This window comes from Pseudomonas sp. OV546, assembly GCF_900116845.1.
In the GTDB taxonomy this organism is placed as follows: Bacteria; Pseudomonadota; Gammaproteobacteria; order Pseudomonadales; family Pseudomonadaceae; genus Aquipseudomonas; species Aquipseudomonas petroselini.
Map to the genome: position 1 here is coordinate 559586 of NZ_FPCE01000002.1, position 23862 is coordinate 583447.

General features: G+C 61.0%; 21 protein-coding genes. 10 read left to right on the forward strand and 11 right to left on the reverse strand.

Features of this window, described 5'->3' with window-relative positions:
• Window positions 1-76: 76 nt before the first annotated feature.
• The gene (locus tag BM403_RS07840) at window positions 77-409 is read right to left on the reverse strand and encodes a DUF2790 domain-containing protein (RefSeq protein WP_046034137.1); all 333 of its coding nucleotides are present in this window, start codon (window positions 407-409) and stop codon (window positions 77-79) included.
• Between the two features lie 223 nt (window positions 410-632).
• On the opposite strand from BM403_RS07840, the gene BM403_RS07845 reads away from it, so the two are divergent.
• The 3 genes from BM403_RS07845 (at window position 633) to BM403_RS07855 (ending at window position 4405) form a co-directional block, all read left to right on the forward strand.
• Window positions 633-1952 carry an OprD family porin gene (locus BM403_RS07845; protein WP_012722078.1) on the forward strand — a complete coding sequence of 440 codons (1320 nt, stop codon included), beginning with the start codon at window positions 633-635 and terminating at the stop codon, window positions 1950-1952.
• 345 nt (window positions 1953-2297) lie between these two features.
• Entirely contained in the window at window positions 2298-2972 is a 675-nt protein-coding gene (locus BM403_RS07850; RefSeq protein ID WP_012722077.1) for a heavy metal response regulator transcription factor, read from the forward strand.
• A complete protein-coding gene (locus tag BM403_RS07855) occupies window positions 2969-4405 on the forward strand; it encodes a heavy metal sensor histidine kinase (RefSeq protein ID WP_093542326.1) in 1437 nt (478 codons plus the stop codon). Before BM403_RS07850 ends, BM403_RS07855 begins: the two co-directional genes overlap by 4 nt.
• Here BM403_RS07855 and BM403_RS07860 read toward each other — a convergent pair.
• The 4 genes from BM403_RS07860 to BM403_RS07875 all read right to left on the reverse strand — a co-directional run bounded on the left by BM403_RS07860 (window position 4344) and on the right by BM403_RS07875 (window position 10849).
• On the reverse strand, window positions 4344-7466 hold the full coding sequence (locus tag BM403_RS07860; RefSeq protein ID WP_093542331.1) for a CusA/CzcA family heavy metal efflux RND transporter: 3123 nt from the start codon (window positions 7464-7466) through the stop codon (window positions 4344-4346). The genes BM403_RS07855 and BM403_RS07860 overlap by 62 nt on opposite strands.
• A gap of 18 nt (window positions 7467-7484) precedes the next feature.
• Window positions 7485-8591 (reverse strand): efflux RND transporter periplasmic adaptor subunit, encoded by a 1107-nt coding sequence (locus BM403_RS07865; RefSeq protein ID WP_012722074.1) that lies wholly within the window; start codon window positions 8589-8591, stop codon window positions 7485-7487.
• 19 nt (window positions 8592-8610) lie between these two features.
• Window positions 8611-9834 carry a TolC family protein gene (locus tag BM403_RS07870; protein WP_139237950.1) on the reverse strand — a complete coding sequence of 408 codons (1224 nt, stop codon included), beginning with the start codon at window positions 9832-9834 and terminating at the stop codon, window positions 8611-8613.
• Between the two features lie 109 nt (window positions 9835-9943).
• Entirely contained in the window at window positions 9944-10849 is a 906-nt protein-coding gene (locus BM403_RS07875; RefSeq protein WP_012722072.1) for a cation diffusion facilitator family transporter, read from the reverse strand.
• A 260-nt stretch (window positions 10850-11109) separates the two neighbouring features.
• Here BM403_RS07875 and BM403_RS07880 point away from each other — a divergent pair, with 260 nt between their 5' ends.
• Window positions 11110-12480, forward strand: coding sequence for a GntT/GntP/DsdX family permease (locus BM403_RS07880; RefSeq protein WP_093542336.1), 1371 nt, complete (start codon window positions 11110-11112; stop codon window positions 12478-12480).
• 41 nt (window positions 12481-12521) lie between these two features.
• Here BM403_RS07880 and BM403_RS07885 read toward each other — a convergent pair whose 3' ends face one another.
• The 3 genes from BM403_RS07885 to BM403_RS07895 all read right to left on the reverse strand — a co-directional run bounded on the left by BM403_RS07885 (window position 12522) and on the right by BM403_RS07895 (window position 15528).
• Entirely contained in the window at window positions 12522-13019 is a 498-nt protein-coding gene (locus BM403_RS07885) for a DUF4411 family protein (RefSeq protein WP_093542341.1), read from the reverse strand.
• Window positions 13016-14152: an ImmA/IrrE family metallo-endopeptidase gene (locus BM403_RS07890; protein ID WP_012722069.1), complete on the reverse strand. Its 1137-nt coding sequence runs from the start codon at window positions 14150-14152 to the stop codon at window positions 13016-13018. The genes BM403_RS07885 and BM403_RS07890 overlap by 4 nt, the downstream gene beginning before the upstream one ends.
• Before the next feature lie 71 nt (window positions 14153-14223).
• Window positions 14224-15528, reverse strand: a complete 1305-nt coding sequence (locus BM403_RS07895; protein WP_012722068.1) for an MFS transporter — start codon at window positions 15526-15528, stop codon at window positions 14224-14226.
• A gap of 185 nt (window positions 15529-15713) precedes the next feature.
• On the opposite strand from BM403_RS07895, the gene BM403_RS07900 reads away from it, so the two are divergent.
• From BM403_RS07900 to BM403_RS07920, 5 genes are all read left to right on the forward strand, one after another.
• Window positions 15714-17132 (forward strand): short-chain fatty acid transporter, encoded by a 1419-nt coding sequence (locus tag BM403_RS07900; protein WP_046034146.1) that lies wholly within the window; start codon window positions 15714-15716, stop codon window positions 17130-17132.
• Window positions 17133-17257: 125 nt separating this feature from the next.
• On the forward strand, window positions 17258-17578 hold the full coding sequence (locus BM403_RS07905) for a hypothetical protein (protein WP_012722066.1): 321 nt from the start codon (window positions 17258-17260) through the stop codon (window positions 17576-17578).
• A gap of 93 nt (window positions 17579-17671) precedes the next feature.
• The gene (acpA, locus tag BM403_RS07910; protein WP_093542342.1) at window positions 17672-19372 is read left to right on the forward strand and encodes an acid phosphatase; all 1701 of its coding nucleotides are present in this window, start codon (window positions 17672-17674) and stop codon (window positions 19370-19372) included.
• 122 nt (window positions 19373-19494) lie between these two features.
• Entirely contained in the window at window positions 19495-20664 is a 1170-nt protein-coding gene (locus tag BM403_RS07915; RefSeq protein ID WP_093542344.1) for a hypothetical protein, read from the forward strand.
• Window positions 20665-20810: 146 nt separating this feature from the next.
• Window positions 20811-21332: an SET domain-containing protein gene (locus BM403_RS07920; protein WP_093542349.1), complete on the forward strand. Its 522-nt coding sequence runs from the start codon at window positions 20811-20813 to the stop codon at window positions 21330-21332.
• Here BM403_RS07920 and can read toward each other — a convergent pair.
• On the reverse strand, window positions 21329-21973 hold the full coding sequence (gene can / locus BM403_RS07925; protein WP_003188288.1) for a carbonate dehydratase: 645 nt from the start codon (window positions 21971-21973) through the stop codon (window positions 21329-21331). The genes BM403_RS07920 and can overlap by 4 nt on opposite strands.
• A 139-nt stretch (window positions 21974-22112) precedes the next feature.
• Between can and BM403_RS07930 the strand changes: the two genes are divergently transcribed.
• A complete protein-coding gene (locus BM403_RS07930; protein ID WP_093542352.1) occupies window positions 22113-22517 on the forward strand; it encodes a serine kinase/phosphatase in 405 nt (134 codons plus the stop codon).
• 121 nt (window positions 22518-22638) lie between these two features.
• On the opposite strand, the gene rimI is transcribed toward BM403_RS07930, so the two are convergent.
• Together rimI and BM403_RS07940 are read right to left on the reverse strand one after the other, a co-directional pair.
• Entirely contained in the window at window positions 22639-23091 is a 453-nt protein-coding gene (gene rimI / locus BM403_RS07935) for a ribosomal protein S18-alanine N-acetyltransferase (protein WP_003188286.1), read from the reverse strand.
• Complete coding sequence (locus BM403_RS07940) at window positions 23084-23830, reverse strand: hypothetical protein (RefSeq protein ID WP_052308614.1); 747 nt, start codon at window positions 23828-23830, stop codon at window positions 23084-23086. The genes rimI and BM403_RS07940 overlap by 8 nt, the downstream gene beginning before the upstream one ends.
• Between the last annotated feature and the right edge of the window lie 32 nt (window positions 23831-23862).

Below are 23862 nucleotides of genomic sequence, written 5' to 3' on the forward strand. Positions count from 1 at the left end.
ATCTGACCTGCATCGGCGCTTCCAGGATTTTCTTAAGAGGGCTTGAGCCCCGGCCCCAACTATATTTTTGGATCCATCAACTGCCGTTATTTCGGCACACACCCATCACTTGATACTCAAGGGTATTGAGCTTGCCGCTGGAGTCTTCATAGGTCATGCGCGACGGCACCGGGTTGCACGAGCGGATCGGCGGCGTGACATTGACCACCTTGGCGATGTCCAGCGCCATGCCATAGCGATAGGCCTGTACCTCAGGTGCCGGCTTGCCTTTCTTGGCCGCGTAGTCGGCCATGGCTTTTTGATTGCGCTCCATCATCAGCGCAAACGTACGGTCGCCCCCACCTTCGGCCAATGCGCCGAACGACAAGATTGCAGTTAACACACCCAGGCCAACGGTATAAAAGTTCATGGTTAGTTCCTCGACTGATCGTTAAGTGCCGAGACTAACTAGCGGACCCTGACGCCACCTTCACCAGAACATTACTTATTTGTTAGATACGCGTGAGCTTCCAGAATTGTAATGTTCTTGCCACTTCATCGTTATCCACGGTTTGCAACTATCAGCCCGGGCCAGATCAATAAGAACGCCCGCTCATAAGAAGCTGATAACTGCCATTACCGAGGAGCAAACCATGCGTATCTGTCACTTCAGCCTTCCCCTTTCACTGTGCGCCGCCTTGCCCCTGGCCGCCGTGGCCGTGGAAGACAAACCCGAAGGTTTTATCGAAGGCAGCAGCTTCAACGTGCTGGCGCGTAATTTTTACTTCAACCGCGATGACCGCAAGGGCCAGTCCAGCCCCACCGGCAATGGCTATTCCGAAGCCTGGGCCCAGGGCTTGATCGGCAAGTTCGAATCCGGCTTTACCCAAGGCACCGTAGGATTCGGCCTGGATGCGTTCGCCATGGTCGGGGTAAAACTCGACTCGGGCACCGGTCGCAGCGGCGGCAAGGGTTCGTTCGGCGTTCTACCGGTGGACAGCGAAAACCACCCCGAGGACAACTACAGCAAATTCGGCGGCGCCGCGAAATTGCGTGTGCTGGATACCGTGATCAAGGCCGGCGACGTATTCCCGCTGACCCCGGTGGTGGCTTACGGCGATTCGCGCGTCTTGCCGGAAAGCTTTCGTGGCGTGACCGCACAAAACACCAGCCTTGAGGGCCTGACCCTGCAGGGTGGACGCTTGAGCGGCATGAGCCAACCGACCGAAAGCGGCATGAACAAAGGCTTTGCGACCTTTTACGCGGGGCAGGTCGACTCGCCCTGGGTCGGCTATTTCGGCGGTGATTACAGCGTCAACAAACACCTCAGTGTCAGCCTCTACAGCAGCCGCCTGAAGGATGCCTGGGACCAGTACTACGTCGGCAGCGCCGCCAGTTATCCGCTGAATGAAGACGTCTCGCTGTTCGGCGACTTCAACTACTACAAAGCCGTGGACGAAGGTAAGAAACGCCTGGGTGAATTCGACAACAACATCTGGAGCGCAAGGCTTGGGGTGAAGGTCGGCGCCCACAGCCTGGCCGTATCACACCAGCGCAACAACGGCGATGACGACTTCGATTACCTGCGCCAGTCGGACTCGATCTTCCTGAACAACTCGATCCAGTACAGCGACTTCAACTCGCCCAAGGAACGTTCGTGGATGGTGCGCTACGACCTGGACATGCAGGCGTTCGGCATCCCCGGCCTGTCGTTCATGACCCGCTATGGCAAAGGCACTGGCGCCGACTACAGCAACGCCAACGCGGTGTACATGCGTCGCGATGCGGCAGGTGATCCACTCACCGATCAGCGCCGCTGGGAGCGGGATATCGAGGCCAAATATGTCGTACAGGCTGGCAACTTAAAGGACTTATCGCTGCGACTTCGCCAGGCCACAGTGCGCTCCAGTGCATTTGAGTCGGACCTGGAAGAAGTTCGGCTGATTGTCGAGTATCCAATGGCGGTGCTCTAAGGCACAGCGCTTACATTCACTTGCCGATGGCCTACATCTGTTCACAGGTTGAAGTCTGTCAGAACTGTAATATCGGCCTCACCTTCTCGTTAAGTTGCACTTTTTACACTGCACACCGAACACATCTCATCTCTGCGGCTTTTGTGTAGCTCCTTTGGAACAGAGATGAATTTTTGCGCCCCGGACGGGGCGTTTTTTTTGTGCGCCGACTCAGTGACGAATCGTCGCACCCGCCTGACGTGGCTTGACCCTAAAGCTACTTCACGGTTCAGAGTTTTCCTACAGCCTACCCAGCCTCGCTATGAGGCCATGCCCCCTTTCCGTTTTCTTTGAAGGTAACCCCCCATGCGTATCCTTGTGGTTGAGGACGAGCAGAAAACCGCCGACTACCTGCAGCAAGGCTTGACCGAAAGCGGTTATGTCGTCGATTGCGCGGCCAGCGGCATTGATGGCCTGCACCTGGCCCGGCAACACCGCTACGAATTGGTGATCCTGGATGTCAACTTGCCCAACACCGACGGCTGGGAAGTGCTGGAACAACTGCGCCGCGACGGCAACCAGCGCGTGATGATGCTGACCGCGCGCGGCCGGCTGGCCGACAAGATCAAGGGCCTGGACATGGGCGCCGATGATTACCTGGTCAAGCCCTTCGAGTTTCCCGAGCTGCTGGCCCGAGTGCGCACCCTGTTGCGACGCAGCGAACACATCCCAGTGCCGGACGTCCTGCGCGTCTCGGACCTGGAACTGGACCCGCGCCGGCATCGCGCCTATCGCGGCGACCGCCGGATCGACCTGACCACCAAGGAATTCGCGCTGCTGCACGTGCTGATGCGCCAGGCCGGTGAAGTGATGACCCGCACGCAGATTATTTCGCTGGTGTGGGACATGAACTTCGACTGCGACACCAACGTCGTGGAAGTCTCGATCAGCCGTCTGCGGGGCAAGGTCGATGACCAGAGCGAGGTGAAGTTGATCCACACCATTCGCGGCGTGGGTTACGTGCTGGAGGCGCGCCCATGAGGACCAGCAGCCTGTCGATGCGCCTGGGGTTGACGGTCAGCCTGATGGGCGCCGGCCTCGTCGTGCTGTTGGCGACCCTGGCGTACCTGGCCCTGACCCACGAGCTGGACAAGCTCGCGCGCAAAGGCCTGGAAAACAAAATGGAGCAGCTGGAGCACAGCCTCGGCCAGGGCCTCGACGCCCACGACATCAGCGACCGCCCCCATTCGCTGCTGGACCTGGTGATGGGCCACGACAACATCTACCTGACCATCATCGGCGCACGACCGGATGCGCCGGTGCTGCTGAGCGTCGGTGCCAAACCGCAGCAGCCGCTGTTGTTGGACGTGCCCGCCAGCAACACCCTGGCGTACTTGAACTGGGTCGACGGCCAGGGCAATCGCATCCTCAGCGCCACCCGCCTGATGCCGCTGAGCAGTGGCGAAAACGTGCGTGTGTTGCTGTCGCTGGATCGCTCCGACGATGAAGCGTTGCTCAGTGCCTACCTGCGTTCCACGGTGATCGCCCTGCCGATGCTGCTGATCCTGATCGGCATGGGCGCGTGGTGGCTGGTGCAACGCGGGCTCGCGCCGCTGCAGCAGTTCAGCCGCGTGGCGGCCAAGGTCAGCACCCAGGACCTGACCCATCGCCTGGAGCTGGACAACCTGCCCAAGGAGCTGGGCGAATTGGCCCAGGGCATCAACTTCATGCTGCACCGCCTCGATGCCGGCGTGCAGCAACTGTCGCAGTTCTCCGACGACCTCGCCCACGAGCTGCGCGCACCGTTGACCAACCTGATGGGCAAGGCGCAGGTGACCCTGTCCCGTGAACGGCCCTCGGAGGAATACAAGGCCAGCCTGGAATCCTGTACCGAGGAAATGGAGCGCCTGTCGCGGATGGTCTCCGACATGTTGTTCCTGGCTCAGGTCAGCCACCCGGCGGCGCGGGCCGAGTTTGCCCCGGTGTCGTTGGCACAGGAAGCGCAGCGGGTGATGGCGCTGTTCGCCCTCAGCGCCGAGGACAAGCACGTCACCCTGAGCCTGCGCGGCGACGCCTGGGTAACGGGGGACCGCCTGATGATCCAGCGCGCCATTTCCAACCTGCTGTCCAATGCCATTCGCCATACCCCGAGTGCCTCCAGCGTATTGCTGCTGGTGGAACGCTACGACCAGAGTGTGTCGCTGTCGGTGGGCAATCCGGGGCGCGGTATCGAAGCCCATCATCTGCCGCACCTGTTCGAGCGCTTTTACCGCGCCGACAGCAGCCGCACCCGGGCCGAAGGCGGCACCGGCCTGGGGCTGGCGATTGTGCAGTCGATCATGCACCTGCATCAGGGGCACGCCGACGTCAGCAGCCAGCCCGGCCGTTTTACGCGGTTCCGCCTGGTGTTTCCTATTCCTTGCGATGGGCCCACTGATACAACGCCGGCAACACCAGCAAGGTCAGCAACGTAGACGAGATAATCCCGCCGATCACCACCGTCGCCAGCGGCCGCTGCACCTCGGCGCCGGTGCCGGTGGCGAGTGCCATGGGGATAAACCCGAGGGACGCCACCAACGCCGTCATCAGCACCGGACGCAGCCGGGTCAACGCGCCTTCGTTGATCGCCATCGACAACGATCGCCCCTCCTCGCGCAGGTTGCGGATGAAGGCGATCATGACCAGACCGTTCAGCACCGCCACGCCGGACAAGGCAATAAAGCCGACCCCCGCCGAGATCGACAGCGGAATATCCCGCAGCCACAGCGCCATGATCCCACCGGTCAAGGCGAACGGAATCCCGGTAAACACCAACAAGCCGTCCTTGAGGTTGTTGAACATCATGAACAGCAGCCCGAACACCAGCAGCAACGCCACCGGCACCACGATGCGCAAGCGTTCGGACGCTTCTTTCAATTGTTCGAATTGGCCGCCCCAGGTGGTCCAGTAACCCGCCGGCACCTTCACCTGGGCAATCAACGCCGCCTCAGCTTCCTCCACAAATGAGCCGATATCCCGCCCACGCACGTTGGCACTGACGATCACCAGGCGCTTGCCGTTCTCGCGGCTGATCTGGTTCGGGCCGAGCACCAGGTCCAGGCTGGCGACCTGGGACAAGGCGATAAAACCCAGCTGGCCAGACGCGTTACCCGGCACCGGAACCAACAGCCGTGACAGCCCATCGATATCGGTGCGCAGCGCGTCGGACAAACGCACAACCATGTCAAAACGGCGATCACCTTCGTACAACGTACCGGCCTGGCGCCCGCCGACTGCGACGGCAATGGTGTCCTGCACATCGCCCACATTCAGGCCAAAACGCGCGGCCTTATCGCGGTCGATATTGATGGTCAGCACCGGCAGGCCGGAGGTTTGTTCAACCTTGACTTCCGAGGCGCCGCTGAGCTTTTGCAGGGTCTCGGCGATTTCACCGGCGGTCTTGTTGAGCACGTCCATGTCGTCGCCGAACACCTTCACCGCCACATCGCTGCGCACCCCGGAGATCAGCTCGTTGAAACGCAATTGGATCGGTTGCGACAACTCGTACGCACTGCCCGGCACAATCGCACTGGCGCGCTGGATGTCGGCGATGAGGGTCTCGCGGGACTTGTCCGGATCGGGCCATTGGTCCTTGGGCTTGAGCATCACGTAGCTGTCGGAAATGTTCGGCGGCATCGGGTCGGAGGCAATTTCCGCGGTACCGGTACGCGCGAATACCCGCTCGATTTCCGGCACCTGGGCCATCAAGGTTTTTTCCAGTTGCTGCTGCATCTGCACCGACTGCGTCAGGCTGGTGCCTGGCACACGCAAGGCTTGCTGGGCAAAATCACCTTCGCTGAGGCTGGGAATAAATTCGCTGCCCATGCGGCTGGCGACAACGCCCGAGGCGACGATGGTCAACACGGCCAAGCCGAACACCAGCGGCCGGCGCGCCATCACCCAATCGAGCACCGGCGCATAGACCCGGCGTGCGCTGCGCATGACGAAGTTTTCGTCTTCCTTGACCTTGCCAGTCACAAACAGCGCAATCGCCGCCGGCACGAAGGTCACCGACAGAATCATTGCGCCCAACAAGGCTATCACCACGGTAAACGCCATCGGGTGGAACATCTTCCCGGCCACCCCGGTGAGGGCGAAGATCGGCAGGTACACCACCATGATGATCAGTTGCCCGAAGATCAGCGCTCGCCGCGCTTCCTTGGCGGCGGCGAAGACTTCATGCAGGCGCTCGCTGCGGGTCAGCAGGCGGCCATGACGCTGTTGCGCATGCGCCAGGCGACGAATCGCGTTCTCGACGATCACCACCGCGCCGTCGACGATAATGCCGAAGTCCAGCGCGCCGAGGCTCATCAGGTTGGCGCTGACCTTGTTGGTGAACATGCCGGTAAAGGTGAACAACATCGCCAGCGGAATCACCATCGCGGTGATCAGCGCAGCGCGGATATTACCGAGGAACAGGAACAGCACCGCCACCACCAGCAGCGCACCTTCGAAGAGGTTTTTCTTCACGGTGGCGATGGCTTTTTCGACCAAGTTGGTGCGGTCGTAGACGGTGACCGCGACGACGCCTTCGGGCAGCGAGCGGTTGATCTCTTCAAGTTTTTTCGCCACGGCCTGGGACACGCTGCGGCTGTTTTCGCCAATCAACATGAACACCGTGCCCAGCACCACTTCGCGGCCATTTTCCGTGGCAGCGCCGGTACGCATCTCACGGCCGATGTCGACCTGCGCCACATTGCGCACGCGGATCGGCGTGCCGTCCGAGCTGGTGATGACGATGTTGGCGATGTCATCGATGGACGCCAACTGCCCGGGCGCACGGATCAGTAATTGCTCACCGCTGCGCTCGATGTAGCCCGCGCCCACGTTGGCGTTGTTACGCTCCAGCGCCGTGACCAAGTCATTCAAAGTCAGGTTGTAGGCGGCCAGGCGCTTGGGGTCGGGCGCAATCTGGTATTCCTTGGCAAAGCCGCCGATGGTGTTGATCTCGGCCACACCCGGCACGTTGCGCAGTTGCGGCTTGATGATCCAGTCCTGGATGACCCGCAGATCGGTCGGGGTGTAGGGCGTGCCATCGTCCTTGAGCGCGCCGTCCTTGGCTTCCACGGTCCATAGGAAAATTTCCCCGAGGCCGGTGGAAATAGGCCCCATGGCGGTTTCAATGCCGGCGGGCAATTGCTCGCGCGCCACCTGAAGACGCTCGTTGACCAATTGCCGGGCGAAAAAAAGGTCGGTGCCGTCCTTGAAAATTACCGTCACCTGAGACAAGCCGGAGCGCGACAGCGAGCGGGTCTGCTGCATGCCGGGCAAACCGGCCATGGCGGTTTCGATGGGAAAGGTGATGCGCTGCTCGGTTTCCAACGGTGAAAACCCGGCCGCCGCCGAGTTGATCTGCACCTGCACGTTGGTGATGTCGGGCACCGCGTCGATGGGCAACTTCTGATAGCTGGCGATGCCGACACCGGCCATCAACAGCACCGCCAGCAGCACGATGATGCGCTGCTCGATGGCAAATTGGATAAGGCGCTCAAACATGGGGAATCACTCGCAGGATCAATGGGCGTGCTCGGCCGAGCCTTTGCCCAGTTCGGACTTGAGGATGAAGCTGCCGACCGTGGCCACCTGCGCCCCGGCATCGAGGCCCTGGCGCACTTCGACGTAGCCGTTTTCGCTCGCGCCGAGTTCCAGGTGACGGGTGACAAAACCGTGCTCGGTGCGCACGAATACCGAGGGTTTGTCCTCGACGGTCTGGATGGCCTCCTGGGGCACGGTAACCTTGGCCTGGAACGTGTCAGTGGCCAGTTGCACGCTGACAAATAGGCCAGGCCGCCAGGCGTCATCGGGGTTGGGCACACTCACGCGCACAGTGGCGGTGCGTGTCTGCTCGCCGAGCAGGTTGCCGACATAGGCCACGGTGCCGAGCACCTCGGTGCCCATTTCGGTGGAGCTGACGTTGACCGGCTTGCCGACGCGTACCTTGTTCAAGTCCTTGGGAAATACACCAAAGGTCACCCACACCTGGGACAGGTCCGAGAGGGTGAAGGCATTACTGGTCTCGCTCACCACTTCGCCGACACCCAGGTGTTTTTCCACCACGACGCCAGCGAAGGGCGCACGCAGTTCGTAGCGATTGCCGCCGACCAGTACGGCGCTTCCACTTAATGCGGTCATCTTTTGGCGGGCGTTGTTCAAGGCGATTTCGGCTTCTTGCAGCGCTTGGCGCGCCAGCAGGTAATCTTGCTCGGCAGAGATCTTGTCCTGCCACAACTGCCGCTCTCGCTGGAAGGTGGTGCGGGCCAGTTCGACGCGCCGCTCACTGGCGGCCAACTCACTGCGTTGATCGGAAATCTGCTGGCTGGCGATCACCGCCAGCAGCTCACCCTTCTTTACCGACTGGCCGAGGTTGACCTTGACCGACTCCACCACGCCCGCCGCACGCGGCACGATGTGGGAGGTACGGTCTTCGTCGAAACGCACTTCTCCCGGCAGCACCAGCAACGTGCTGATAGACCGCGGTTGAGCCTGGGCGACCTGAATGCCGGCGGCTTGAATCTGCTGCTCGGTGAGTTCAAGTTCGCCTTCTTCTTCCTCGGCCTTAGCAACGCTGCACAGCATCAGGCTCAAGGCGACGGCAAGCGCCACGCCGTGGGTGTTGTTCATAGGGGGACTCCAGGAAAAATCAAAACCGGGCGAGGTCGCCGTAAATTCGTTCGATACGCACCCAGGCGTCGGTGGCCTGGGCGGTGGCCGTGAGGTACTGGGTGCGGGCCGCGATCAGGGTGCGCTGGGCGTCGAGCACGTCGAGGAAACTGAACTTGCCCATCTCAAAGCCACGAGTGGCGCTGTCCACCGCCTCTTGCGCGGCGGGCAGGATCTGCTGGTTGAAGGCGCGCACTTCGGTATTCGCGGTTTGCCACAGGTCGAGGGCCTGACGGGTTTCGGTGCGCAGGCGCAGTTCGGCGGCGTTGCGCAGGTCGCGGGCCTGATCGGCGCGGCGCGTGGCCGCCAGCACATTGCCCTGATTGCGGTTGAACAGCGGGATCGGCATCGACACCCCCACCAGGTTCACGCGCTCACGCACGCTGGCGTCGTATTGGCTGCCGATGGACACGTCGAGGTCGGGAATACGCTGGGCTTTTTCCAGGCCGACGCTGGCTTCGTTTTGCAGGATGTTCAGTTCGGCCAGGCGCAGTTCGGCGGTTTGTTCCAGGCGCGCCAACAATTGGGTAGCGGGCGGCAAAGCAGGCGTGGACTGGGTGTGTGTGGCAACGACTTGGAAGTCCGGCACGGCGTTGCCGGTACTCGCGGCAAGGCGGCGATAAGCATCGGTGAGGCCTATCTGAGCGCGGTTCAATTCCAGGCGCATTTCCGACAACTGCACCTGCGCGCGGGTCGCTTCCACCGGCGAGGTTTTGCCAGCGGTGACACGACCGTTGGCGACGGCCAGTCCGCGTTCGGCCACGGCCATGGACCGCTGCGCCAGGTCGAGGCGTTCCTGGGCGCGAAGCGCGCCGTAGTAGTTGTCGATGACTTCGGCGCGCAGGGTGTTGCGGCGCTGTTCCAACGTCAGCGCGGCGGCGTCCTGGGCTCGTGTGGCAACGTCGATGCGCGCACCGCGCTTGCCGCCCAGTTCCAGGGTCTGGCTGAGTTTAACGGTGGTGGTGCGGGAGTTGCGACGGGTGTCTTCGGCATCCCAGGAGGCCACCGGATTCGGGATCAACCCCGCCTGCTGGCGACCGCCCTGTGCAATGTCGATCTCCCATTGCGCGGCCGCCAGGTCAGGGTTGTTGGCAAAGGCGGTTTGCAGGGCCGCATCGAGGGTCAGGGTTTGTGCAACGACCCCTTGTGCCGTCGCCAGAAACACGACGATCGACCACAGAAATGTTCTTGCGCGAATTGGCATAACGAAAGTTCCAGGCCCATGAAATGGCGGATAAATCCAAGCCGGGGCACTGTAGCTTTCGGTACTTATCAGAGCGGTGTGCAGAACATTACAAATCCGTTAGCCAGGATCAGGCATGCACCTCGTCATGTTCATCATGCGCAAAGCCGGCACCTTCGACCTGGATGGTCGCATGGGAAATATCGAATTTCTCATGCAGCAGTTCCGTCACCTGGACGAGGATTTGTTGTTCCGTGCCGAGCGCCGAATCCGCCACCAGATGGGTGCTCAGCACGTTCTTGCCACTGGTGAGCGCCCAGATATGCAGGTCGTGTACATCCTTGACCCCACGCACACCGCGAATAGCCTGCTCCACCTGTTCGATGTCAATGCCGTCCGGCACGCCTTGCAGCAGCACGTTCATGCTTTCCTTGAGCAACGTCCACGTGCGTGGCAACACCCAGAAACCAATGGCCGCGGCGACCAGCGAGTCGACCCAGCCCCAGCCTGTGTACAGGATCACCAGCGCCGCGATGATCACGCCGATGGAACCGAGCATATCGCTCCAGACCTCCAGGTACGCGCCCTTCACATTCAGGCTTTCACCACTGGCGGCGCTCAGCAGGCGCATGGAAATCAGGTTGACGATCAGCCCCAGTACGGCAATCACCAGCATGCCGGTGGACTGTATCTCGGCGGGCGCCTGCAGCCGCTGATACGCCTCGTAGAGGATGTAGAACGCAACGACGAACAACAGCAGCGCATTGAACGCCGCGGCAAGAATTTCGAAACGCGCATAGCCGAAGGTGCGCTTGCGGTCCGCGGCACGCTTGGCCACCTGGATTGCCACCAGGGAAATGCCCAGGGCCAGGGCGTCGGTCATCATGTGCGCGGCATCGGACAACAGCGCCAGGCTGCCGGTGATAAATGCACCGATGACCTCGGCAACCATGAAACTGCCGGTCAGGCCCAGGGCGAGCCATAACAGACGCTCGTGACCGGCGCGTACCTTGGCGTGGTTGTGTCCTGCGCTCATGGAAAATCCTCGTGGTGGTAAATGTTCTCGTGGGCCTTGCCGGCGAGCGGGCTCTTACGCAGGGGCACGGGAATCATAGAGCGATAGGCCGGACCCATCGGCATGGGTTGCAAAATTGTCATCTGCACGCCAAGCCATTGTTACCTTTAAATGCACCAAAAGTGCGCTTGAACGCTCTGGCACAGTTGTATCAGGTATGCTTTTCGAACAGGAAACAAAAAGAAACAATTTTCCCAACCTGTTCGATAAGGAGTCCCGTTTTGGAGTTATCGACTGCCGCGTGGATGGTTCACGACACCCGCCTTATGCTCTGCGTACTGCTGGCCATCGCCAGCATCATTGTGCTGATCAGCGCGACCAAACTGCCGCCCTTCCTGTCGATCCTGATCGGCACCTTCATCGCCGGTGTCGGCGCCGGCTTGCCGCCGGAAGAAGTGGCCAAGGCGTTCAGCAAAGGCGCCGGGGCGATCCTCGGTGAAGCGGGGATCATCATTGCCCTGGGTTCCATGCTCGGCGCGTTGATGGCGGAGTCCGGCGCGGCCGACCGCATAGCCACCACCCTGCTAGGACTGGGCAAGGGTAAGTCACTGCCGTGGGTGATGGCGCTGGTGGCCATGGTGATCGGCTTGCCGCTGTTTTTTGAAGTGGGCCTGGTGATGATGGTGCCAATCATCTTTGTGATGGCCAAACGTTCGAACCAGCCGCTGCTGAAAATCGCCATTCCGGCGCTGGCCGGCATGACCACCCTGCACGCCTTGATGCCACCGCATCCGGGGCCGCTGATTGCGGTAAGCGCGTTGCACGCCGACCTGGGCCTGACCATGTTGCTGGGCTTCTGCCTGGCGGTCCCGGCGGTGATCCTGGCTGGCCCGCTCTACGGCAACTGGCTGTCCAAGCGCCTGCATGTGGATGAGCCGGCCGACATCGGCGCGCTGTTCAGCGCACCGCCCAAGGCGCCTCGCCAGCCGAGCTTTGGTGTGTCGTTGCTGATCATTCTGTTGCCGGTGATTCTGATGCTGGGCAGCACCTTGGCCAAGGTCGCGTTGCCGGCCGAAAGCACGGTCGGCCTGACCTTGAAGTTCCTCGGCGAACCGCTGATCGCCCTCGGCCTGGCCGTGATCGCCGCTGTGATCTGCCTGGGCTGGGCCGCCGGCATGCCGCGTGCCGAGGTCGGCAACACCCTGCGCAAAGCCCTCGCCCCCATCGCCGTGTTGCTGTTGACCATCGGCGCCGGCGGCGGCCTCAAGCAAACCCTGCTGGACGCCGGCGTCAGCCAGACCATCAGCAAGGTCGCCGAAGGCGCACACATGCCGTATCTGCTGCTGGCCTGGTTGATCGCCGTAGCGCTGCGCCAGGCTACCGGCTCGGCCACCGTCGCCACCACCACGACCGCAGGCATCCTCGCGCCGATGATGGCGGGGTTAGCGGCGACGCAAAGCTCGTTGGTGGCCCTGGCGATTGGCGCCGGCTCGGTGTTCTTCTGCCACGTCAACGATGCCGGGTTCTGGATGGTGCGAGAGTACTTTGGCTTGCAGTTGAAGCAGACGATCTGGGTGTGGTCGGTGTTGCAGACGATTGTGTCCGTCGTGGGCTTGATCGGTACGTTGCTGATGTGGCACTTCTTGACCTGAAAATACCGCATTGAGGGGAAACGCTCTTCCCCTCAATGGCTTCACTGATGCAACACCAAGCGAGCATCGAGCTTGCCGAGCAACTCAAATGTATTCATGTAAGGCACACCGAACAGTGAGCACACATTGGGAATCGTGAACTTGCGCTTGATGTCAGGGTTGTAGACCTCATGCGTGACAACCACTGCACCCGTGACCATTGCCTTGGCAATCAACCAGGGATCTGCGCCCTCAAGAAATTCCTCAAACGCTCCGGCCTTCATCGCAGGCACCTGCTCCGCAATCTTTGCGACGATCTGCCCAAATGCAGCCTGAGTAGGCTCATCGCTGGCGTCTTCAAACAAGTGCGTATTACCTTTGACCCACTGGGTCAAATCGTCATTGCCTTTGGCTAGTTCGTCTCTTACCGGGACGATACTGGCAACTTCCAGAGCCTGGTGTTGTTGAAGAATCCATGCCCAGTAACCTGGACAAACCGTCATTGCGTAATAGCGGTTCTTGGCCTCGATCAGCGTATTCGAATCCAATAGATGCTTCATGCCGATAGTTTCATCCCATAAGCCTTCAACCTGGCAGGCTGCACACCCAGCAGTTTTCCCGCATCGCGTAGCAGAATCCGCCCACTCTGCGCTTCGGCCAGAACGGCCTTGCTCAAACGGGTGCTGTTTCTGATAGCCGCTGTGCGGTAGTAGTCCCCTCCACTGCCGTCCTTATCTCGATACGCCTGCAAGATCCGACGGTAGTAGGCGCCATAATGATCACTGTTGATGCAGCCAAGATCACAGGCCCGACGGGCAATCACCAAGGTGCTGACGCGAAAGCGCCCAGCCAGTGGCGCCAGGTTTTCTTCCCAGTGCGTATTCGAATCCCACTGCGTGCGAAAAACGAGCTCCGGCGCCAGGAACTCTCCCGCCACCGCATTACAAAAAGCTTCCTCCTGGCGGGCACTATGACTGTTGCCATCAGAGACGCCCGTGCTACCGATCCAGACATGCACCAGCTCATGCATCAATGTAAAAAGCCGTGCCGTGGGTGCGTCCGCACTGTTGATGAAGACCACCGGGGCTAGAGCATTGCTGATCGCAAATCCTCGAAACTCACTGACATTAAGTTTTCGGTGGGTGTTTCCCAAGGCAACCCCGCTGCGCATGACGAGAATGCCGGCCTCCTCCGCGCCATTCACTAACGCCCTGAAATAATCGTCATAACTCATACGAGCAAAAGCATCCGTCATGCCGAGTACGCGACGAATATCTGCAACCACGTCCTTGATGGGCGAACGGCTACTGAAACTTCCCACGAAGGACAGCGGGGAGGGTTCGTGGTCCTGCAAATATTCCAAGTACCAGTCTTGCTTACGGAGCACGTCTCTTACAGTGTCCATCAAGTTCAAGCTGGGCTTGTGAGGAAATACGCCACCCACCGTACGCAGGTCTGGCAGAGGAAGAGACTCCGGCGGGGGAGCCTTGAGAAAAAGGACGCCAAACGCGACGTGCGCAATGGCAGCCCACTTTTGTGCCTGGCTAAAGCTGGGAAGACTCTGACCTGCCTCCCACTCTTTCACCCTTTCCAATTTGACCGTAAGCCCTTTGGCAATCTGTGCCTCAGACAGCCCTGCCCGCTGGCGAGACCAGGAGAGGATTTCGGGGTTGATAAAGGCGGTCTGAGTCATGGGTTCATGCGTGTCCGTCAGGAGTGGACAGGACTATAGGAGCGGCAGCAAATACTCGTCAATTGATGGCCCTAGCGGCCTTTTGTAACAGCATCTACTGGGTGGCGCTTACCAAACAGCCCTACACTCACCACGCCCACCGCCCCCATCACCACGCAGTAAATCACGCAAATCCACGGGCTGGTCGGCATCAGTGCAATCAACATCAACGGCGTCGTACTCGCCCATAGCGCGTAGGCAATGTTGTAGGTAAAGGAAATTCCCGACACCCGCACCTGCGCCGGAAACAGGCCGACCATCACCGACGGCACCGCGCCCACCACGCCGCAACTCAAGCCTGCGACGGCATACGCCGCGCCCAGCCAGACGCCGCCGTTGATCAAGCTGGCGTACAGAATGCCAATCCCTACCGGCAATAGCAGGCTGTAGACCAGCACCGCGCGCCAGGCGCCGATGCGGTCTACCAGCAGGCCGGCCAGTACGCAGCCGATATTCAGGAACACGATGCCCAAGGCGCTCAAGGCGAAGGTGTGGCTGGGGCTCATGCCGAAGGTTTTTTGCATCATGGTGGGGGTGATGACCACAAGGACGACCACCGCCGAGGTGAGCACGCAGGTGAGGATCATCGCGGGTAGCAGGACGGCGCGGTGGTCACGAAGCACGGTGCGCAAAGGCAGTTCTGCGGCCGCCTGGCGACGGGCCTGCATTTCGAGGAACACCGGGGTCTCATTGAGCCAGCGGCGCAGCCACACGCCGATCACGCCGAACACCCCGCCGAGCAGGAAGGGGAAGCGCCAGGCGTAGTCGAGGATTTCGGCCGGGGTGAAGACTTGCGCCAGCAAGGTCGCGGTGAGCGCGCCGAGCAGGTAGCCGAAGGTCAGGCCGGCTTGCAGGAAGCCCAGGGCGTAGCCGCGATGAGGGGCGGGAGCGTGTTCGGCAACGAAGGTCCAGGCGCTGGGCACTTCACCCCCCACTGCTGCGCCTTGCAGCACGCGCAGCGCCAGCAGGATCAGCGGCGCGAAATAACCGATGTGTGCATAGGTGGGCATGATCCCGATCAGCAGGCAGGGCAAGGCCATCATCAGGATGCTCAGGCTGAACACGCGCTTGCGCCCCAGGTGATCGGCAAAGTGCGCCATCAGGATGCCGCCCAGCGGGCGGGCCAGGTAGCCGGTGACGAAGATGCCAAAACTTTGCAGCAGGCGCAGCCACTCGGGCATTTCCGGCGGGAAGAACAGTTGGCTCAAGGTCAGCGCGAAAAACACGAAGATGATGAAATCGTAGATTTCCAGGGCACCGCCCAGGGCGGCCAGGCCCAGGGTTTTGTAGTCGGAGCGGGAAAAACGCTGCGCCTGTAGGGGAAAGGTGGCAGTCATATGAAGGCTCGGCAGACAAACAAAATGGCGTGCAGGTTATGAGGTGAGCAGGATGATGGCAATCACGGCAGATATATTTGTTTTCCTCATGGCTCGATGAAGATAACTGCATTCCCATATCAATGGCCGTAGCGGAACATGCCGTAAAACTGCCAACACCATAATAAAGACAAGAGGAAAGACTCGTGGCCGATGCTATCGAAGAAAGCCGCTATGCCCGATTTGCCCTGCGCTGTTCCAACTTCGCCGAACGCTGGTTTCCCGACTCCTGGGTATTTGCCGCGCTCGCCGTGATCATCGTCGCCGTGGCGACCCTGGGCATGGGCGCCGCACCGACCGAAGCCGCCAAGGCTTTTGGCGATGGGTTCTGGAGCCTTATCCCGTTCACCATGCAGATGGCCTTTGTGGTGATTGGTGGTTATGTGGTGGCCAGTTCGCCGCCGGCGGTAAAACTGATCGACCGCCTGGCGCGTATCCCGAAGAACGGCCGCTCCGCCGTGGCCTGGGTGGCGTTGATCTCGATGGTCGCGTCCTTGCTCAACTGGGGCCTGTCCCTGGTGTTTGGCGGTTTGTTGGTGCGGGCGCTGGCGCGTCGTACGGATTTGCGCATGGATTATCGCGCGGCCGGGGCTGCGGCTTACCTGGGGCTTGGCGCGGTGTGGGCGTTGGGGCTGTCGTCGTCGGCCGCACAGTTGCAGGCCAACCCGGCCAGCCTGCCGCCATCGATTCTGTCGATCACCGGGGTGATCCCGTTCACGGACACTATCTTCCTGTGGCAATCCGGCGTGCTGTTGCTGGCGTTGATCGTGGTGTCGCTGATCATCGCCTACGCCACCGCACCCGGCCCGAACAGCGCCCGCGATGCCAAGGCCTGCGGCGTCGACCCCGCGTTCAACCTGCCCAAGCTGCAAGCCCCCACCCGTCCAGGTGAATGGCTGGAACACAGCCCGCTGCTGACCATCCTGCTGGCGGTGCTGGCGGCGGGCTGGCTGTTCCATGAGTTCTCGACCAAGCCAGCGATCAGTGCGATCTCGGGGCTGAACACCTATAACTTCCTGTTCATCATGACCGGCGCCCTGCTGCACTGGCGTCCGCGCAGTTTCCTCGACGCGGTGGCACGCGCGGTGCCGACCACCACCGGCGTGCTGATCCAGTTTCCGCTGTACGGCTCCATCGCGGCGCTGATGACCGTGGTCAAGGGTGGCGACGGCCAGACCCTGGCGCACCATATCTCGACCTTCTTCACCTCCATCGCCTCCCACGACACTTATGCACTGCTGATGGGCGTGTACTCGGCGGTACTGGGCTTCTTTATCCCGTCGGGCGGCGGCAAGTGGATTATCGAAGCGCCTTACGTGATGCAAGTGGCCAATGACCTGCAATACCACCTGGGCTGGGCAGTGCAGATCTACAACGCCGCCGAAGCGCTGCCGAACCTGATCAACCCGTTCTATATGCTGCCGCTGCTGGGGGTGCTGGGGTTGAAGGCGCGGGATTTGATCGGGTTTTCCTTCGTGCAGTTGCTGGTGCACACGCCGCTGGTGTTGTTCCTGCTGTGGGCTTTGGGGACGACGTTGAAGTATTTGCCGCCTGTGATGCCCTAAAAGCTCCTTCTGATGTAACGCGTGGGGTTGTCCTACTCCAGACGGCGACAACCCCTGACTCCCTCCACTCAGACCTTTGATTAACCTGACTCGGACACCTACTCACTTAACACCCAGGAGATCCGATGACGCCCCTATCCAAATCACTGGAAACGTTGATCACTGATATTTATCAGGACGACAACGTTTCATTCACTGAATACAGGACCCTGCGAGACGACGCCGATCGCCGCATGGCCTCGGTTATCGAAGAGTTCGGCCTGCATAACAACGTGACCGCCTTCCAGAAATCCATCGACGTGGCCATGCAGCTGTTGCAGACCAGTGTGATCGATGCAAAAAAGGCCAGGCTGACCGATACGGGTGAGGCCATTGTCAAAGATGCGGTGACGGCCCAGGTGGAGTACTTGCGGGCGGGCAGCCAGCTGGCACTGCGCCTGCTGTGACCCTCTGGTTCAAATCACTGTCTTCGTTCCGTCACATTGCGTTGCTACCGTCCTGCGAAATATCTTGCAACATCTCGCCAGGACTCCCGCGCAATGAGTGACGATCACGAAGACCGCCTTTCCCCCGATTCCGTAACGCAACCGTCGGTGGACACCAGCCGTCGGCGTTTCCTCGGGGGCGCGGCAGTGTTGGGGGTCGGCGCGACCTTGAGTGCCTGCGGCAATACCAGCGAGGCACCGGGTAAACCGGTGGCGCGACCGCTCACGCCACAAGAACTGGACAAGGCGTTGCGCGAACAGGTGAAAACCGTGGTGGTGATCTACGCCGAGAACCGCAGTTTCAACAACCTGTTTGCAGATTTCCCCGGTGTGGAGAAACCACTGTCGGCGCTTTCCGCTGCCGACACACAGCAACGCGACCGCGACGGCAGTGTGCTGACCACCCTGCCTCCGGCCTGGGGCGGCGTGTTGCAGGTCGGCCCGCAAACGGTGGACGGGGTGACCTACCCCAGCGAAGTGCAATTCCAGGAAAACCTGCCCAACGCGCCATTTGCCCTCAAGGGCCCGAATGCCGAAGACCTGCCTTTGAGCCTGGTCACGCGTGACCTGTGGCACGTGTTCTATCAGAACCAGATGCAGATCAACGGCGGCAAGAACGACGGTTTTGTCGCCTGGGCAGACTCAGGCGGCCTGGTAATGGGCCATTACGCCCAGAGCCGTTATTCCCTGCGCCTGTGGGACGTGGCCAAGGAGTTTGTACTCTGCGATAACTTCTTCCAGGGCGCGTTTGGTGGCTCGTTCCTCAACCATCAATACCTGATCAGCGCCACCGCGCCGTTTTACCCGAATGCCGCGCAATCGGTAGCCAAGGCGCAGATCGCCACGCTGCAGAGCGATGACCCCACCGACCCGCGTCTCAAGCCGCTGGACAAGTCCCCGGCCAGCGCTATGACCGGTCCGCCGCAGTTCGGCCCCAGCGCCCTGACCCCGGATGGGTACGGCGTGAATACCCTGGCCCCGCCCTATTGGCCGACCTGGATCCGCGACCCGGAAAACCCGGATTACGCAAAGGCCGATCTGCCTAACGTGCTGGTGCCGCAAACCCACGAACACATCGGTGACAAGCTGTCGAAAAAGAATGTCGATTGGGCCTGGTACGCCGGTGCGTGGCAAGCGACCCTGGACCAGTTCAAGGATTCGGGCGGCATCCCGAAGATTCCGAACTTCCAGTACCACCATCAGCCGTTCAACTACTTCAAGCAGCAAGGCCCGGAAAACCGCGCCGAGCGTGACAAACGCCTGCGCGATGGCGGTTTGGGGGATGAATCGAACACCAACCGGTTCTTTGCCGATGCCGAGGCCGGCAAACTGCCCGCCGTGACCTTCTACAAACCCCAGGGCAACCTGAACATGCACGCGGGCTATGCCGATGTAGCCTCGGGCGACCGTCATATCGCGCGCGCCTTGAAAGTGCTGCAAGAGAGCCCGCAGTGGAAAAACATGGTGGTGGTGGTGACCGTCGATGAAAACGGTGGCTGGTGGGACCACGTCGCGCCGCCCAAGGGCGACCGCTGGGGGCCGGGTACGCGGGTGCCAGCGATCGTGGTGTCACCGTTCGCGCGCAAAGGCACGGTGGACCATACGGTGTACGACACGGCGTCGATTATGCGGCTGATCACCCGGGTGTTTCAGCTGGAGACCCTGGACGGCCTTAAGCAACGTGATGACGCAATGATCGCCCGCGGCCAGAAACCGATGGGTGACTTAAGCAACGCTTTACAGTTCAACCTGTAGGTTTTCTTATCCAATAGCGACACAGCGGCTGATTTAGCACGCGGTTTTCCTGGTCAGCCGCTACTGTGTGGAGGTGGGCTTTCACCCCGCGCAGACGGGCTTTCGCTGACAAGGAAACAACAATGTTTAAACCGACCAGGTTGTCCTTCACCCTGGCCGCACTGATGGCGAGTGCGGTCGTACAGGCCGACATCGAGGTACCGCTGGGGAGCACTCAGCGGGTTACCCAACTGTTTGCCTTCCCCAACAACTGCAATGTGATCTGCTTTCGGCCATGGACGCTGGAACAGACTGCCGAGCACTATCTGAACCAGAGCCTGCAACGGGATGGCTACAGCCGGGCGAAAGTGAGCGTCAAGACCCATGACGGGCAGGTATCGGCGACCTTCAGCGGTGTGCCTGACAGTTATGGCCAGCCCCTGACCACGTTGCTCAATACCGCAGACCTGGCCTATCAAGGTGCCAGCAACCTCAACAGCGACGGCAAGTGGGCCTACAACTGGTACTTGTTCCTGCCGCTGGGCATGGCCTTGGAAAACCGTAAAAGCATCGAGCTGCTGCATTTCCCGCCGGACTACTCGCTGACTCAAGCCCAGGATTACCTCGAATCGGCCACCACCGACCGCTGGGCCACCCTGCTCACGGATAATGGCATCCCGGCGACCGAAACCCCGGCGTACCAGACCATCATCGATATCGCGCCCATCGCCGCGCCTTCCAATGCGGGCAAGGACCTGGAAAACGTCTACAGCTACTTCACCGATTACCAGACGCGCATGGTTCAAGAACTGAGCCTGCCCGCCAAAGGCGCTTTGCCGATGGTGGCGTTCGGCGCGCCGGTGCGCAGCTGGATCAAACAACAATACGGGCAGAGCGTGGCAGTGCTGGGCCTGGCGCAGATCAGCCCGGCCGACGGCAAAACCGTCTCGGTGTTGGGCGCCAACCACCCGAGTTACATCTGGTATGCGGCCAGCCCCGACACCTACGACGGCAACGAGCAGAAGGCCGACGAAGCCGGTTTGAAGGTGATGGGCCAGGATCTGAGCGCCGCGTGCTGGCAGGCCGGGATGGGCCAAAAACCGGCGAGTGATGCGAACGTGCTGCTCAAGGCGTGCATAAATACCTGGCAAGTCACGCGCAAGGAGCAAACCTGTGAGTTGTTTTATACCTCGGTGCGCAACCTGTCCCCGGAAGAAGCCAACGCGAAATGTGCCACCCCGGCCATAAAAGCCCAGTTGAAGCAGCTGAAAAGCGCCGCCCCTGCTCCAGCCATCGCAGCCCCGGCACTGTAGCCGGTACACAAATAACCGATTTCTACTGTCAACATTGACAGTAGAAATCGGATCCATGTTGAGCGAGCCTTGAGCCGCACCCATCCGCTGCAAGACTGGTAGTCAGCCACCACCCGCAGGTCGATGCAGCCTGAACCAGGAGAGTTATGAAAACTCAAGCCATGGAAAAGGCTAAAACCACTGCAAGCGAGTGCCTTTACCCCTTCAACTCCACACTGGGAAAGGGCTACCCTTCGACGAAACACTTCGAAGTGGTGCACGCAGTCGATGGCATGGGCGCCGGCATCAAAGCGCAAGTCGCCTTCGATAGTCGCGTCTGCATCGCCAAGATCTCCGGCTATGCCCTCAGTGAACGACGCCTGCATACTTTGCAGTTGTCATCCCGCCTGCACCTCTATGACTGTTGGTTCACTGGCCTGCTCTCTCATTCCTGCGAACCGAACGTGTTTCTCGACCTGCATTACCTGGAGGTCTGGACCCTGCATGACATCCTCGCCGGCGACCTCCTGACCATGGATTACGCCAGCACCGAAGACGTGCTGTTCCGGCAGTTCGCTTGCCAATGCCGCGAGCTGAACTGCCGAGGCTGGGTCACCGGTCGCGATGAGCCATTGAACGCCGAGGGACAAGCGTTCATGACCCGGTGGCGCGAGCGCAAACGCCCTTAGGCTTCGCCCAGCGGACGCAGGCGATACTGCGGCGGCAACTGCTCGAAACCACTGATGGTGGTGTTCAAGCTCTTCCAACGGCCATCCTTGATGCCGTAGATGCAGCCATGAATCGACAGGCTCTGCCCGCGATGCCAGGCGTTTTGCACAATGCTGGTGTGGCCGACGTTAGCCACTTGCTGGATCACATTCAGCTCGCACATGCGGTCTACGCGCTCTTCTTCGGTAGGCAATTGGGCCAACACGTCGCGGTTTTCGTAGTAAAGGTCACGAATGGTGCGCAGCCAGCCGTCGATCAGGCCGAACTGGCGGTCTTGCATCGAGGCGCGTACGCCGCCGCAGCCGTAGTGGCCGGTGACGAGGATGTGTTTGACCTTGAGCACGTCCACCGCGTACTGGATCACCGACAGGCAGTTGAGGTCGGTGTGCAGCACCACGTTTGCAACGTTACGGTGCACGAACAGATCACCCGGCAGCATGCCGACGATTTCGTTGGCCGGTACGCGGGCATCGGAACAGCCAATCCACAGGTATTCCGGGGTTTGCTGGCGGGCGAGCTTGGCGAAGAATTCGGGATCTTCCTGTTTGATCGCATCCGCCCAGCGTTCGTTGTTATCAAGCAGGTCTTGTAGTTCGTTCATCAGGGAAAGCCTCAGGAATGATGCGCAGTTTTGTGACTGACAACCCCTCGTCCAGGTCACGCCGCACGCAAATTAGCTTGAATCTTTGGGGAGCCGAGCCTGTCCACACACTATAAGCCCCACAGTATGAGGATTGGCCATGACTGAATCACGACGTCCCTACGGCGCTACCCAGCCCGAACCCATTGATGACAACGAAGATCGCATGGGTTCGATGCGCGAGCTGGATTTTGACGATAAGCAACCCACCGCGGAGATCGGCGATGAGATCCCGCGCCGCGAGCGCGAGCACTTGATGCCCGACGAACGGGTGCGAGAGGCCGGGATGACCGGCGCTTCGACGGATGATCATGAATCGACCGACGATGACATGAGCCCCGAAACGCTGATCCATGAAGACGGTGCGCGGGATGCCCAGGAAGCTGGCGAAAGTGAACCGGCCGACTGGGATTTGAGCATCGTGGATGAGGATGAGATTGGCGGCGGGAATGGGCTGGATGAGGCGGAGCTGGCGGATATTGACCCCGTCGACGGCAACCGCTGACACACCGTCGATCCAAATGTGGGAGGGGGCTTGCTCCCGATAGCGGTGGATCAGTCGACACCTGCATTGACTGACAGCCTGCCATCGGGAGCAAGCCCCCTCCCACAGTGGTTTTTGTGACTTAGTCGACCAAGGTGCAGGCCATCACGACCGCATCTTCGCGGCCACCCACGGCGGGGTAGTAGTCGCGCCGACGGCCGATTTCATTGAAGCCATAGCGCTCATACAGGCGAAACGCGCCGGTATTGCTGTCGCGCACTTCCAGGAAGCATTCCCGCGCATTGGCGGCATACGCGCGGGACATCAGGTGCTCCAGCAGCGCCAAGCCGAGGCCACGGCCTTGGTTTTCAGGCTTCACGGTAATGTTCAGCAAATGCGCTTCATCCAGGATGATCTGCACCACGCCGTGGCCCACCTGCTGCTCACCTTCGAACATCAGCCAGATCTGGTACTTGCCCAGCCCGTCGAGAAAGATCCCACGGGTCCAGGGGTGGCTGAACGCCGCGTATTCGATTTTCAGCACAGCGTCGAGGTCAGCCTCGGTCATCGGGCGGAAGGATAAAGCCTCACTCATCGGTTGTTTTCCAGCGCGCCATCAGCCGGCGCATGGCTTGCCAGACATCAGCCTTACGCTGTGGCTCTTCCATTAATAATTCCAGGCCCGGCAGGGCCCACACCGTGCCCAGGCTGTCGACCTGCAGCTCGCGGTACCAGGCTTCGGCATTGGCTTCACCGGCAAAGCGCACGGCGGGCAGGCCGATCAGCCACAGGCACACGCAGGGTTCGTCTTCCAGGCGTGCCGAGACAAAGCCTTGCACAAAGTCCCGCGCGGCTTCCGGGCCCTGGTCCATGGTGCCACGCACCAGCAGCGGCCAACGTACGGGGTCGCCGACGATTTGCGGGCTGTCGGGCAGGCCGGCGGCGCGCAGCATGTCCTTAAGCAGCATGTAGGCGGGGTCGCGGGTCTGGAAGCGTTCGCCGGTCGGCAACTCCACCAGCAGCAGGCAGCGCCCGGCCCGCAGCAATTGCAAGGCGAAACGCGGCGGCGGCACCACCGGGGCCTTGACCACCGGGGCGGCCTCCTCGACCACCTTGGCCGCCTTGACCACCGGCGAAGGGCGCGGCACTTCGATCTTCGCCCGTTCGACGGCCGGGCGCGATTCCGGAGTGGGTTTGACCACCGCCACCGGTGCGGCCGCCTCCTCCCCCGACGACTCGAACGCCTCATAGGGCTCAGGCGCCTGCAACAGCTCGGGCCGCGACGGCGCGGCAAACGGCAGTTCGGTGCGGGGCAGCCAGTTGACCACCTGCATGGCGGTCAAGTAAGCGCGACGTCGGGACTCGA

What these genes read in the sequence shown, in the direction of transcription:
- BM403_RS07840 (WP_046034137.1), bottom strand. Translation starts at nt 409, where the DNA reads ATGAACTTTTATACCGTTGGCCTGGGTGTGTTAACTGCAATCTTGTCG.
- BM403_RS07845 (WP_012722078.1), top strand. Translation starts at nt 633, where the DNA reads ATGCGTATCTGTCACTTCAGCCTTCCCCTTTCACTGTGCGCCGCCTTG.
- BM403_RS07850 (WP_012722077.1), top strand. Translation starts at nt 2,298, where the DNA reads ATGCGTATCCTTGTGGTTGAGGACGAGCAGAAAACCGCCGACTACCTG.
- BM403_RS07855 (WP_093542326.1), top strand. Translation starts at nt 2,969, where the DNA reads ATGAGGACCAGCAGCCTGTCGATGCGCCTGGGGTTGACGGTCAGCCTG.
- BM403_RS07860 (WP_093542331.1), bottom strand. Translation starts at nt 7,466, where the DNA reads ATGTTTGAGCGCCTTATCCAATTTGCCATCGAGCAGCGCATCATCGTG.
- BM403_RS07865 (WP_012722074.1), bottom strand. Translation starts at nt 8,591, where the DNA reads ATGAACAACACCCACGGCGTGGCGCTTGCCGTCGCCTTGAGCCTGATG.
- BM403_RS07870 (WP_139237950.1), bottom strand. Translation starts at nt 9,834, where the DNA reads ATGCCAATTCGCGCAAGAACATTTCTGTGGTCGATCGTCGTGTTTCTG.
- BM403_RS07875 (WP_012722072.1), bottom strand. Translation starts at nt 10,849, where the DNA reads ATGAGCGCAGGACACAACCACGCCAAGGTACGCGCCGGTCACGAGCGT.
- BM403_RS07885 (WP_093542341.1), bottom strand. Translation starts at nt 13,019, where the DNA reads ATGAAGCATCTATTGGATTCGAATACGCTGATCGAGGCCAAGAACCGC.
- BM403_RS07890 (WP_012722069.1), bottom strand. Translation starts at nt 14,152, where the DNA reads ATGACTCAGACCGCCTTTATCAACCCCGAAATCCTCTCCTGGTCTCGC.
- BM403_RS07895 (WP_012722068.1), bottom strand. Translation starts at nt 15,528, where the DNA reads ATGACTGCCACCTTTCCCCTACAGGCGCAGCGTTTTTCCCGCTCCGAC.
- BM403_RS07905 (WP_012722066.1), top strand. Translation starts at nt 17,258, where the DNA reads ATGACGCCCCTATCCAAATCACTGGAAACGTTGATCACTGATATTTAT.
- acpA (WP_093542342.1), top strand. Translation starts at nt 17,672, where the DNA reads ATGAGTGACGATCACGAAGACCGCCTTTCCCCCGATTCCGTAACGCAA.
- BM403_RS07915 (WP_093542344.1), top strand. Translation starts at nt 19,495, where the DNA reads ATGTTTAAACCGACCAGGTTGTCCTTCACCCTGGCCGCACTGATGGCG.
- BM403_RS07920 (WP_093542349.1), top strand. Translation starts at nt 20,811, where the DNA reads ATGAAAACTCAAGCCATGGAAAAGGCTAAAACCACTGCAAGCGAGTGC.
- can (WP_003188288.1), bottom strand. Translation starts at nt 21,973, where the DNA reads ATGAACGAACTACAAGACCTGCTTGATAACAACGAACGCTGGGCGGAT.
- BM403_RS07930 (WP_093542352.1), top strand. Translation starts at nt 22,113, where the DNA reads ATGACTGAATCACGACGTCCCTACGGCGCTACCCAGCCCGAACCCATT.
- rimI (WP_003188286.1), bottom strand. Translation starts at nt 23,091, where the DNA reads ATGAGTGAGGCTTTATCCTTCCGCCCGATGACCGAGGCTGACCTCGAC.
- BM403_RS07940 (WP_052308614.1), bottom strand. Translation starts at nt 23,830, where the DNA reads ATGCAGGTGGTCAACTGGCTGCCCCGCACCGAACTGCCGTTTGCCGCG.